The following is a 12,526-nucleotide window of genomic DNA, read 5'->3' as shown; positions in this document are numbered from 1 at the left end:
ATTTTTGCAGTATGGAATTGAGCAGCAGAAAACGCAACCTTGTACTTAGCATTTTGTTTTTTTTACCGGTGGCCTTCATCATTATAATGATGCTATCCAAGGATAATTACAACCCTTTGGATATCGTTAATGAAAATGTTTCCGAGTTACCTGTTAATAAGGATAATCTCCAATTAAAAGGACATCTTACCATATTGTCGTTTTGGGGTAAAAACCCAATGGAACATTCAACGGCTGCTTTAAACCTTAAGGAACTAATCTATGATAGAAATAAAGGGTTCAAAGCCTTTCAGATAGTGGTCATGTTACCACATTCCGCAAAAGAAGAAGCAGAAGAATTGCTTAAAGAAATTAAGTCTTATGAAGACCTTAGGTTCTGGCATTTGTTATATGCAGATGACCATGACATAAAGCGCGTATTTAAGAGTCTCAGGTCCGAAGTAGAATTAAACGAAAACCTGGCTTGTGATGCCGTCTATATTGTGGATAGAGATATGAATCAAAGAGGAAGACTTGACGATAGAACAGATAAAGAAATAGAGAGCGGAGCTCCTGTCTATGGACTCTTTGATTACGATTGCATACAAGTGGCTGAGTTAAAGAATAAAATGGCCGCTGAGGATATGCGTGTGTTGTTTAAGGAGTATAGGGACAAACGGAAAGGGAATTTTGCTGAATCTGATAAAAGGAGACAAAAAGGCATAAAACAAACCAATGAGTAAAAAAACAAATTATTCGTATATAGGCATTGCATTTATCATGTTAGTCTTCGGAATTATTTTTATTCCTAAGATTATAGATAGAATGAGCAAAGGAGACGTCACCAGAGATGAAAGCCGAAGTGAAGAGGTCTCTGTAAATGCAGGTAAAAAAGCGTCGGATTTGGCTTATATACCACTTAGCGGGGAAAACAGAAAAGTACCCCCGTTTAGCTTTACCGATCAACACGGTAATACCATAACGAATGAAGATTATTTAGGGAAGGTTTATGTGGTTGAATTCTTTTTCACAACCTGTCCTACCATATGTCCAAGAATGAACAGGAATTTAGTGGATATCCAGGACGAATTCAAAGCATTTGAGAATTTCGGTATTGCATCATTTACGATAAACCCAGATTATGATACACAAGATGTACTTAAAGCATATGCCGAAAAATATGGCGTCATAAATCCTAATTGGCACTTCATGACCGGAAAGGAAGAAGATATTTATAATCTAGCAAATATTGGATTCAATATATATGCAGGTAAAAACGCAGAGGCTGAAGGCGGATTTGAACATTCAGGTAACTTTGCTTTGATAGATAAAGAAGGTTATATAAGAAGTCGAAAAGATGCTCATGGCAATCCTATGATTTATTACATTGGTGTTATTAGCGAAGCAGAAGGAGAAGAAGATGGACAGAAAGAACAAATTAGTATTTTAAAAGAAGATATTGCTAAATTATTGAAAGAGTAGCTATGAGTGCAGTTGATTTGGAAAAAGAAAAAAAGTACAACAAATGGATTGTGGTACTTTCTGTGGTGATACCCTTAGTAGTCGCCTTGTTATTTGGTGTGAAGATCGACGTAGAACTTCCCGTATTTTTACCACCTATCTATGCGACTATAAATGCGATTACGGCTTTGGTATTGATTATCGCCGTTGTCATGATAAAGAAAGGCAATCGAACAATGCACGAGCGCTTAATGAAGTTTGCAATTCTGTTATCGGTTTTGTTCTTGGTCATGTATGTGCTGTATCATATGACAAGCGATTCCACAACATATAAAGGATCATTCAGAGGTGTGTATTTGTTTATTTTACTAAGTCATATTGTGTTGTCTGTTGCTGTGATTCCCTTTGTGCTAATTACTTATGTAAGGGCTATAACCAATAATATAGCGAGACATAAAAAGATTGCAAAAATTACCTTTCCATTATGGTTATACGTCGCTATAACGGGTGTTATAGTTTACATCATGATTTCACCTTATTATGCCTAGTATGAAAAAGAAAGTGTTCTTATTTCTTGTCTCTTGTCTCCTTTTCTTTCAGTCGAAAGCACAATGCGCTATGTGTAGGGCGGTTTTAGAGAGCGGTGAGGACCAATCAGCAGCAGAAGGGATCAATGATGGCATTATGTTTCTTATGGTCGTCCCCTATATTTTAGTAGCCACCATAGGCTATATCATCTACAGAACCTATAATAAATCACAAAAGACTAAAAATACAGGGGAAATACTGTAACATTTTCTTTAATAAACAGTCTTATATCTATAGTATTTGCAGGTAAGTCTTAACAAATACTTAGCATAAAACACTTAGTGTTTTGTGTAATATTGCATCAATCAACCATCATCGCATGATACAAATCAAAGATTTACATAAATCTTATCACATGGGGAGCAATTCGCTTCACGTGCTCAAGGGTATTAATTTTAATGTAGAAGAAGGGGAACTAGTTTCAATTATGGGCTCTTCCGGATCAGGTAAATCAACTTTGCTCAATATTCTAGGAATGTTAGATGAGGCAGATTCAGGAAGTTATGCTTTGGATGGTAAGCCCATTAAAAATTTGAATGAAAAAGTTGCAGCCAGATACCGAAACGAATTTTTAGGCTTTGTTTTTCAATCTTTCAATCTTATTAATTATAAATCAGCTGCTGACAACGTCGCTTTACCTTTGTATTATCAAGGTTTGCCAAGAAAAGAACGTATTCAAAAAGCAGAATATTATTTAGAAAAAGTTGGATTGGCGGAATGGTCTCATCATTTACCTAGTGAGCTGTCTGGTGGCCAAAAACAACGTGTGGCTATAGCAAGAGCCTTAGCTAGCGAACCAAAAGTGTTATTAGCTGACGAGCCTACGGGAGCTTTGGATTCTAAGACGTCTTATGGTGTAATGGAATTAATTCAAGGTATTAATGATGAAGGTAAAACGATTTTAGTCGTTACTCACGAAGATGATATAGCACACATGACAAAGCGAATTGTTAATCTTAAGGATGGTATTATCATTGATGATAGTTTAGTAAAACAAGTAAGAGCCAAACAGCATGTTTAATATAGAACGTTGGCAAGAAATATTTGAAACACTTAGAAAAAATAAGCTAAGAACCTTTCTAACAGGCCTTTCTGTGGCCTCTGGGATTTTTATACTAGTGATCTTATTAGGTGTAAGTTCAGGCTTAAAAAACGGCGTTACATCTCAGTTCCAGCAAGATGCCACTAACGAACTGGGCGTGAGAACTCGTGTTACCACTAAAGGTTATAAAGGCTTAAATCCTGGTAGACGTATTCAATTAAAAAATGAAGATTTTAATATGTTGTCGTCGACTTATGACGAATTTTTAGAGTACAAATCTTCTAATTATAACATTTGGGGTGGCCAAGTTGCTTATAAAAATGAAACAGGTAATTACACCTTGCGAGGCATGATGCCAGACGGACAATTTATAGAAAATTGTGATATAGTTGATGGTCGTTTTATAAACCAAGCGGATCTCGATGGAACTAGAAAAGTCGCAGTTATTGGTAGAAAAGTTAAGACAGATATATTTAAGGATGAAGACCCTATAGATAAATACATTTCCATTTGGGGTATAAGTTATAAAGTCGTTGGTGTTTATTCAGATCCAGGTGGCGAACGCGAGGAAAGTAATATAATGCTTCCTATAACATCAGTTCAAAAAGCATTTAATGGAGGTGATAATGTAAGGCACATTGAGTTTACTGTGAAAATGTCAGAAAACTTTGATGAGGCTGTTGAACTCTCTAAAAACCTAAGTCTAGCCATAGAAAAGGATATAAAGCAAAAGCATATTGTTGCTCCAGATGATGAGGCCGCTATACGCGTTTGGAATACTTTAGAAGAAGCGAAGAAAATCTATTCACTTATTGATACAATCAAAACTGTATTTTGGGTGATAGGTATTTTTACAATAATTGCAGGTGTTGTTGGTGTAGGCAATATCATGATTATTATTGTTAAAGAGCGTACAAAAGAAATTGGAATTAGAAAAGCTATAGGAGCTGAGCCCTTATCAATAATTGCCATGATTTTGCAAGAGGCAATTTTTGTTACTATGTTTTCGGGCTTCATAGGCCTTATATTTGGAATGGGTTTACTAGAATTGTTTGGCCCTCAGGTTGATAGTCCATTTATTAAATTCCCACAAGTAGATTTTCCAACGGCGATAACCACAGTTTTTATACTCGTATTTGCAGGTGCGTTAGCAGGATTTCTTCCAGCCTATCGCGCTGCAAAAATAAAACCAATCATAGCTTTAAGAGACGAATAGTATGTTTAATAGAGAACGTTGGAGTGAAATATTAGAAGCACTAAATGCAAACAAAGTAAGAACTGTTCTAACAGCGTTCGGTGTGTTTTGGGGTATTGCCATATTGGTTTTATTATTAGCGCTGACCAATGGCTTGCGCAATGGAGTTACTGCAGATTTTGGCGATTTTGCTACGAATTCCATGTTTATGTGGACCCAACGAACCTCTAAGCCTTATAAAGGAATGCCCAAATCACGTTATTTTAATTATAAAATTGATGATGTAGCAGCTATTAAAGCTGCAGTACCTAATTTAAAATATGTGTCACCTAGAAATCAATTAGGTGGATATCAAGGGGCCAATAATGTGGTTCGAGGTATGAAAACTGGTGCTTTTCAAATTTATGGTGACTATCCGGAGTTTATAAAACAAAAACCTATGGATATTCTTCAAGGGCGATTCATTAATTACTCCGATATTAACGCTAAGCGGAAAGTGTGTGTTATTGGTCCAGATGTTGTAAAAGCACTTTATGACAACGGTGAAGACGCTGTGGGATCTTATATTAAGATAAACGGTGTAAACTTTATGGTAGTTGGGACTTTTAAAATTACTAACAGCCAAGGGGATTCAGAAGAAGAGGCTAACACTATTTTTATTCCATTTACTGCTTTTAGTCAGGCTTTCAATTATGGTGAAATAGTGGGCTGGATGGCTATTACAGCAGAAGATAATACACCCATTACTTCTGTAAAAGAAGGAATATTTTCCTTAATGAGAGAACGCCATAAGATTCATCCAGAGGATGTGCGAGCGATTGGTCATTTTGATTTAGCTGAACAATTTGGAAGAATAAATGGACTTTTTAGTATTCTATCTGCAGTAGGATATTTTGTTGGTGCCTTAATCTTAATGTCCGGTATTATTGGCATAAGTAACATTATGCTTATCGTGGTAAAAGAACGTACAAAAGAAATAGGGGTGAGGCGTGCTTTGGGTGCTACACCATGGACCATTAAAGGTCAAATTTTACAAGAAAGTTTAATACTCACTATTTTGTCTGGAATGGTTGGTATCTCTTTTGCAGCTCTGGTTATTTGGGGAATGAATGCTATTTTGGATAGTGTTGGTCCTGTTGAGAATTTTGCTAATCCAAGCGTGAGCATGCAAGTGGTATTTACCGCACTGATAATTTTAGTGGTTTCGGGTTTACTTGCAGGTTTGATACCTGCCAATAGCGCTACAAAAATGAAGCCCGTAGATGCCTTAAGAATTGAATGAGTTTAAGAATTTAGAATAAAAAACAATCAATCAAATAATAAAGAATTACAAATGAAAAGAACCACAACCGTAATTATATTAGTTCTAATAGTCGTAATTTTTGGAGTTTCACTATACTATTTATGGTCTAAAAATCAAGAAGATCCAAAAACCTATACCACCGAAAAAGCTTCAAATGAAACAATTGTGTTAAAGACTGTTGCTACAGGTAGCATTGTACCAAAAGAAGAGGTTTTGATCAAACCCAATATTTCAGGTGTAGTCGATGAAGTTTTTGTAGAAGCCGGAGAGTATGTAAGACAAGGGGATTTAATTGCAAAGATTAGAGTTATTCCTAATGTTTCAAACCTAACGAGTGCAAAAAACAATATCGCCTCTAATCAAACAGCGTTGCAAACAGCAGAGATCAATTACAAAACGCAAAAAGCCATATTCGATCGTCAAAAGGAATTATTTGAAAAAGGTGTTATTGCAGCTAATGAATTTGACCAAGTCAATAATACTTTTTTACAAGCGAAACAACAGGTGGAGCAAGCGAGGATTAATGTGACCCAATCCCGTCAAAACTATGATATCATTAAGACTGGTACCACATCGGGTTTAGGAAATATTGCCCAAACTCAAGTCAGAGCAACTGTGGCAGGTATGGTTTTAGATGTTCCGGTAAAAGCTGGAAACCAGGTCATTGAAGCTAACAATTTTAATGAAGGTACCTCAATAGCGTCTTTAGCTGACGTAAAGAAAATGATTTTTGAAGGTAAGGTTGATGAAAGTGAAGTGGGTAAAATAAAAGAAGGACTCCCTCTAGAAATTACAGTTGGTGCCATAGAGAATGAAAAATTTGATGCCATTTTGGATTACATTGCACCAAAAGGGGTTGAAGAAAATGGAGCCATTCAGTTCGAGATTAAAGGCTCACTTAAACAGATAGATTCTACATTTATACGTGCAGGTTTAAGTGCAAATGCTTCCATCATATTAGATAAGGTAGAAAATGTTTTGGCCATAAAAGAAGCATTGGTGCAGTACGATCCTGAAACTAAAAAACCATTTGTTGAAGTTGCGGTCGGTGATCAAAAATTTGAGAGACGAGATGTTGAATTAGGGCTGAGTAACGGTATTTTTGTTGAGATTAAAAGTGGCATATCAGAATCGGATGAAATAAAAATATGGAACCAACTTCAAGGGCCACCTGAAGTCAGCAGATAAAAATTTTAACATTTAATGTAACACTTAAAGATTTATAGAGACAAATAGACATCATGAAATGAACCAACAACTAAATCTTAATGGTATTTAAGGTTTTTTAAAGGTGAATTCCATCTGTCAATAAAAACGATAGAAACAACAGATGAAAAAATCAATCATAATAGTACTACTATTTCTTGGAGTTATTGGTCAAGCACAAAACAAAAAGTGGACCCTAAAGGAGTGCGTTCAATATGCATTAGAAAACAATATTTCCGTAAAACAGAGTGAGCTTGATTTACAGCAAGCCGAAGTTGATAAGCTGACAGCAAAAGGTAATTTTATTCCTAGTCTCAATATAAGTTCCAACGTATCAGAAAATACGGGTTTGAGTTTTAACCCATTAACGAATAACGCACAAACCACGACGTTTCTTTCTGCTTCAGGGAATATTAATGTAGGCTATACAATCTTTGACGGTTTGAGAAATATAAGACAACTGCAAAGAGCCGACATTTCAAGATTAGCAAGTCAGTATCGCTTGGACAAAATGAAAGATGATATTTCATTGTTTGTGGCTAATGGCTATTTAACCGTTTTATTAAATAAAGCCAATCTGGAGGTTTTAATATCCCAGAATCAGGTCACCCAAGAACAAATTCAACAAACCAAAGAATTAGTTGAGGCCGGTTCGTTGCCTAGGGGTGATCTTTTAGAAATACAAGCAACGGATGCCAGTGAAAAACAACAGATTATAAATGCAGAGAACAATGTGAGGATATCATTAATAAGTTTGGCTCAACTACTTTTAATCAAAGATTATGAAAACTTTGATATAGAAGATGAAGGCTATAATATTGTTGATGGAGGTGTAGCAGGTAGAGATGTTTCAGAAATCATCGCTGCGGCAAAGGAAAACAGATCTGAGATTAAGATTGCCGAAGAAGATGTTGCCTTGGCGGAAATCGATTTAAAGATTGCAAAAGGCGTTAACTGGCCAACCCTATCAGCATTTTTTGGATATAATACCAGATATGCAGATTCGCCTTCCTTTAGCTCGGTTCCTGATCCAGATAACCCTACGGTAACCGAACAAATAGGTACAGTAGAAGCTACAGGGCAATCCGTTGTAGCGACGTTTCCCAATACGATTCCGGTTGAAGTTCCGGCAGATCCATTTATTGATCAGTTGTATTTAAACGATGGTATTGGATACGGGCTGCAAGTAAATATCCCAATTTTAAATGGTTTTAACACTAAAGCAAATGTTCAGAGAAGCCGTGTTAGTCTAGAACGCGCAAAGTTTCAGTTAGAACAGGCAGAGTTGGATTTAGAGTCTACCGTATACCAAGCCTATGTAGATGCTAAAGGATCTTTAAAGTCTTATGAAGCGGCGCAATCTGCTCTTGAATCACAAGAATTGGCCTATGAGTATGCTAAAGAACGTTATGATGTAGGTTTAACCAATGCCTTCGATTTTAGTCAGTCCAAGTTGAGATATGATAATGCAAAAATTGAATTAAACAGAACAAAATACGATTACATATTTAAGTTAAAGGTTCTTGAATTATATTTCGGAATTCCTGCAACTGAATTAAAGTTTTAATTATGAGTAAAACAGTAAAAATTATTTTAGGGGTAGTTGTACTTCTAATAGTATTTCTTATCGCTGGGAAGTCTATGGGATGGTTCGGCAAAAAAGGAAACTTTAAGGAAGTTACCATAAAAGAAGTTACTCTAAAAGATATTGTTGAGACCGTTTCAGCTACGGGTAAAATTCAGCCTGAAGTGGAAGTGAAAATATCTTCGGAAGTCTCAGGCGAAATATTAGATTTACCGTTCAAAGAAGGGCAAGAAGTAAAAAAGGGAGATTTGTTGGTAAGAGTGAATCCAGATTTGATACAGTCAGCCTTAAATAGATCTCAGGCATCCTATCAAAATGTAAAGGCAGGCTTAGAACAGGCAGAAGCCAGCTTAAAGCAGGCAAAAGCCGATTACGATAGAAATAAAAGTCTTTTTGAAAAAGGGGTGATCTCCAAGGCGGATTGGGATAGAGCTTTGGCCGCTTATGAAACTGCCGAAGCCAGCAAGAGCTCAGCGTACTACAATGTTCAAAGTGCTGCGGCAACGGTTAATGAGGCAAGGGATAATTTAATGAGAACCACGATATACGCCCCTATGAGCGGAACCATATCCATGCTTAATGTAGAACTTGGAGAGCGCGTAGTTGGAACACAGCAAATGGCTGGTACGGAAATTCTAAGAGTAGCCAACTTAAACAACATGGAGGTAGAGGTTGATGTTAATGAAAACGATATTGTAAAAGTCAACATTGGTGATTCTACCATTGTTGAGGTCGATGCTTACTTAAAGAAGGAATTTAAGGGCATAGTCACGGAAATTGCCAATTCGGCAGCGGGCGATTTGGCCGCAGACCAGGTGACGAATTTTAAAGTAAAGGTCAGAATTTTAGAGGAGTCCTATCAAGATTTAACAGAAGGGAAGCCAGAGACCTATTCACCTTTTAGACCAGGAATGACCGCAACAGTAGATATTATAACGAAGACACGCAAGGATGCCATTGCCGTGCCGATTAGTGCAATTGTTATTAAAACCGATACGAGTTCAACAAAAAAACCTTATGGTAAAACTGCTGAAGTCGAAGATGATGAGACCCAAAAAGAAGAGGAGAAATTTGAGTGTGTGTTTGTGAATGATAATGGCAAGGCCAAACTTAGAGTTGTTGAAACCGGCATTCAGGACGATACCTTTATTGAGGTTGTTTCCGGACTCGGTAAAGAAGACAAAATAATCACTGGGCCTTATAATACGGTTTCAAAGACCTTAAAACCTGGGGATTTGATTGAAGACAAGAATAAGAAAGTTGAGGATACTCAAGAAGAAGCAGAGGAATAATATCAGATTTAAATAATGGCCTTAGTGCTAAATATAGAAACAGCGACCACTAACTGTTCAGTCTCTCTATCCAAAGATGGGGAGACTTTGGTTTTAAAGGAAGATAACAGTCCAGGCTATTCTCATGCAGAATTGCTGCACGTGTTTATCAAGGAGCTGTTTAAATCGGCTCAAATTGAATCCAACGAAATTGATGCCGTTGCAGTTAGTAAAGGGCCAGGGTCTTATACAGGATTACGCATAGGAGTATCTTCAGCAAAAGGGCTGTGCTATGCCTTAGACAAACCGTTAATTTCAGTTTCAACTTTAGAGAGTTTGGCGCATCAGGTTACTATCGAAGAAGGATTAATTGTGCCAATGCTAGATGCCAGGCGCATGGAGGTCTATTCGGCTGTTTATACCTCTAATTTTGAACAGTCTCGAGCAATTAAAGCAGAAATTTTGACTTCAGAGAGTTTCGCCGATCTGCTTTGTGATAACAAGGTGTATTTTATTGGCAGCGGAGTCGATAAAACAAAAAGCATCGTAAAGCACCCAAATGCGGTATTTATTGAAGGTAAGTTACCATCTGCAAATGAAATGGCAGGGCTTTCAGAATTAAAGTATAAAAAAAGCGACACCGAAGATGTCGCTTATTTTGAGCCTTATTATTTAAAGGATTTTATTGCCATAAAAAGCAAAACAAATTAACCTTGTTTATGAATTTCGACTTGATGAGGATATGGTATTTCAATACCCGCAGCATCAAGCGCTATTTTCATGTTTTCAGTCACATCAAAATACACATCCCAATAATCTTCCACATTGCACCAAGGTCTAACGGCGAAATTTACTGAGCTATCGGCTAATTCTAGAACAGTTACTGCTGGTGCAGGATCCTGTAAGACCTTAGGGTGAGATGTTAAGACGTTTAGCATAACGTCTTTTGTTTGCTTAATATCAGAATCGTAGCTTACACCATAAACTAAGTCAACGCGTCGTGTCCCTTCTGACGTATAATTGATAATATTACCATTAGAAAGTGCACCATTAGGAATAATGATTTCCTTGTTCGATAACCCAGTTAGTTTTGTGGTGAAAATCTCTATTTCCTTAACGACCCCTAACTCACCTTGTGCTTCTATAAGATCACCAATTTTAAAAGGTTTAAAGATCATGATTAAGACACCACCTGCAAAATTGCCTAGGGATCCTTGCAGGGCCATACCAATAGCTAAACCGGCTGCAGCTAAAATAGCAGCAAAAGATGTTGTTTCAACCCCTACGGTACCAAGTACAACGACAACTAGAATAATTTTTAAAATCCAATTCGTCAGATTGATAAGAAACTTTTTAAGGCTTTCATCATAATTCCCTTTATTCATTACTTTTTTGATTCCTTTAAGCAATAACTTAATGATCCAGCTTCCAATAATCCATATCAGAATGGCTGCTAGTAATTTAGGCGCAAACTCAACGATTAAGTTATAACCTTTGTCAATCCATTGTTGTGTGTCCATATGAGTCGATTTAATTTGGTTGAATAAAAACCCGGCTTATACCGCCGAGTCTAAAGTTATGATTTTGGTTTGAATTTATTTAACCTCAAAAGTCAATTTTAGGTTAACCCTAAACTCCGTAACAGCATCATCATTTACAATTGCACTTTGCTCTTGTACATATACAGAACGAATGTTTTTTAGAGTTTTTGATGCTTCTTTTACTGCTTTTTTAGTAGCATCTTCCCAACTCTTATCCGAGTTAGATAAGACTTCAATAACCTTTAATACTGCCATAATATTTTACTTTATTTGATTAATACCTTTTAGAAACTTAAAATTTCAAAAAGTCACTAAAATAGTAATCAAAATTTAGCCATTTATAGCATTTACGGTTATTGAGGCATCATTAAGCATTTCCTTTAGCATATTTTCAATCCCATTTTTTAAGGTAAATGTCGAGGATGGGCAGCCACTACAGGCACCTTGCAGTAAAACTTCCACTTTCTTAGTTTCTGCATCATATGATCTAAACTCTATATTCCCTCCATCGCTCGCAACGGCTGGTTTAACATACTCTTCAAGAATGTTCACAATATTTTTAGACGTATCGTCCAAAGCTTCAAATTTTTTCTCGATGGCTTCTTCAGTTTTATTGAGCTGTTTTGGAGCATCATCGTTTAGAATCGTCTTTCCTTGCTCAACGTAAGATTTGATAAATTCTCGAAGTTGAAGCGTGATTTCCTCCCATTCTATAATGTCGAACTTAGTTATCGAAATAAAATTCTTTTCCATAAACACGTTCTTTACAAAAGGAAATTGAAATAATGCCGTTGCAAGGGGCGAAGGCTTAGCCTCTTCAATAGATGAAAACTCATAGACATTAGGAACCAAAACCTTGTTGCATACAAACTTTAAAACACTCGGATTAGGTGTGCTTTCAGCATAAACAGTAACGGCGGCTTTTGGCTTAATGGCCTCTTCAGTAACGATGACACCATCGTTGGATAGGTAATTTTCAATTTGTAAGGCTACTTCGTCCTGTACATCGCTCCATTCTACAATGTTATAACGCTCAATGGCTACAAAATTTGAGGCTATATATACTTTCTTTACAAAAGGCAAATGAAACAACTGTTGTGCCAATGGAGAAAACTTGGCATCATCAATATTTTCGAATTCAAAGCTATTATGATTTGTTAAAAATCGGTCTGCTTCGAATTTTAAAATGGTGTTGTTAGAAGTAGGTACTATAGTAATATTGGTCTTTGTCATCTTTTTTTTTACAAAAATATGAAATATCAAGATTAAACGTTAATCATGTATATTATGTTTTGTGACCAAATTCTTAAGCCAATTCATATAATTTGATTAAATTTCGTCCTCATTTACAGAAA

Annotated in this window: 14 protein-coding genes; 11 read left to right on the top strand and 3 right to left on the bottom strand. The window is 36.4% G+C overall.

The annotated features are described in order from the left end of the window. The first annotated feature begins 11 nt into the window (after positions 1-11). From ACO052_RS00760 to tsaB, 11 genes are all read left to right on the top strand, one after another. Positions 12-722: a hypothetical protein gene (locus ACO052_RS00760; protein WP_422106094.1), complete on the top strand. Its 711-nt coding sequence runs from the start codon at positions 12-14 to the stop codon at positions 720-722. After that, positions 715-1,461: an SCO family protein gene (locus ACO052_RS00755; RefSeq protein WP_422106093.1), complete on the top strand. Its 747-nt coding sequence runs from the start codon at positions 715-717 to the stop codon at positions 1,459-1,461. Before ACO052_RS00760 ends, ACO052_RS00755 begins: the two co-directional genes overlap by 8 nt. Positions 1,462-1,463: 2 nt before the next feature. Beyond that, entirely contained in the window at positions 1,464-1,988 is a 525-nt protein-coding gene (locus tag ACO052_RS00750; RefSeq protein WP_422106092.1) for a DUF420 domain-containing protein, read from the top strand. A 1-nt stretch (position 1,989) separates the two neighbouring features. Then, complete coding sequence (locus ACO052_RS00745) at positions 1,990-2,232, top strand: hypothetical protein (protein WP_422106091.1); 243 nt, start codon at positions 1,990-1,992, stop codon at positions 2,230-2,232. Between the two features lie 115 nt (positions 2,233-2,347). Next, on the top strand, positions 2,348-3,049 hold the full coding sequence (locus ACO052_RS00740; protein ID WP_422106090.1) for an ABC transporter ATP-binding protein: 702 nt from the start codon (positions 2,348-2,350) through the stop codon (positions 3,047-3,049). Then, positions 3,042-4,286 (top strand): ABC transporter permease, encoded by a 1,245-nt coding sequence (locus tag ACO052_RS00735; RefSeq protein WP_422106089.1) that lies wholly within the window; start codon positions 3,042-3,044, stop codon positions 4,284-4,286. Before ACO052_RS00740 ends, ACO052_RS00735 begins: the two co-directional genes overlap by 8 nt. 1 nt (position 4,287) lies before the next feature. Next, complete coding sequence (locus ACO052_RS00730; RefSeq protein WP_422106088.1) at positions 4,288-5,547, top strand: ABC transporter permease; 1,260 nt, start codon at positions 4,288-4,290, stop codon at positions 5,545-5,547. 51 nt (positions 5,548-5,598) lie between these two features. Further along, positions 5,599-6,756: an efflux RND transporter periplasmic adaptor subunit gene (locus tag ACO052_RS00725; protein WP_422106087.1), complete on the top strand. Its 1,158-nt coding sequence runs from the start codon at positions 5,599-5,601 to the stop codon at positions 6,754-6,756. Between the two features lie 142 nt (positions 6,757-6,898). Further along, on the top strand, positions 6,899-8,341 hold the full coding sequence (locus tag ACO052_RS00720) for a TolC family protein (RefSeq protein ID WP_422106086.1): 1,443 nt from the start codon (positions 6,899-6,901) through the stop codon (positions 8,339-8,341). A gap of 2 nt (positions 8,342-8,343) precedes the next feature. Next, on the top strand, positions 8,344-9,651 hold the full coding sequence (locus tag ACO052_RS00715) for an efflux RND transporter periplasmic adaptor subunit (RefSeq protein WP_422106085.1): 1,308 nt from the start codon (positions 8,344-8,346) through the stop codon (positions 9,649-9,651). Positions 9,652-9,666: 15 nt separating this feature from the next. Continuing rightward, a complete protein-coding gene (gene tsaB / locus ACO052_RS00710) occupies positions 9,667-10,341 on the top strand; it encodes a tRNA (adenosine(37)-N6)-threonylcarbamoyltransferase complex dimerization subunit type 1 TsaB (RefSeq protein ID WP_422106084.1) in 675 nt (224 codons plus the stop codon). Here the strand turns inward: tsaB and ACO052_RS00705 are convergent. From ACO052_RS00705 to ACO052_RS00695, 3 genes are all read right to left on the bottom strand, one after another. Then, entirely contained in the window at positions 10,338-11,150 is an 813-nt protein-coding gene (locus ACO052_RS00705) for a mechanosensitive ion channel family protein (protein WP_422106083.1), read from the bottom strand. The two genes, tsaB and ACO052_RS00705, sit on opposite strands and share 4 nt — an antisense overlap. Before the next feature lie 75 nt (positions 11,151-11,225). After that, the gene (locus tag ACO052_RS00700; RefSeq protein ID WP_422106082.1) at positions 11,226-11,426 is read right to left on the bottom strand and encodes a dodecin family protein; all 201 of its coding nucleotides are present in this window, start codon (positions 11,424-11,426) and stop codon (positions 11,226-11,228) included. A gap of 75 nt (positions 11,427-11,501) precedes the next feature. Beyond that, positions 11,502-12,404, bottom strand: a complete 903-nt coding sequence (locus ACO052_RS00695) for a NifU family protein (protein WP_422106081.1) — start codon at positions 12,402-12,404, stop codon at positions 11,502-11,504. Between the last annotated feature and the right edge of the window lie 122 nt (positions 12,405-12,526).

The sequence above is a fragment of the Winogradskyella sp. genome (genome assembly GCF_965228925.1).
Taxonomy (GTDB): Bacteria; Bacteroidota; Bacteroidia; order Flavobacteriales; family Flavobacteriaceae; genus Winogradskyella.
Note: the sequence above shows the minus strand (reverse complement) of the source record. Positions and strands in the feature narration are given on the sequence as shown.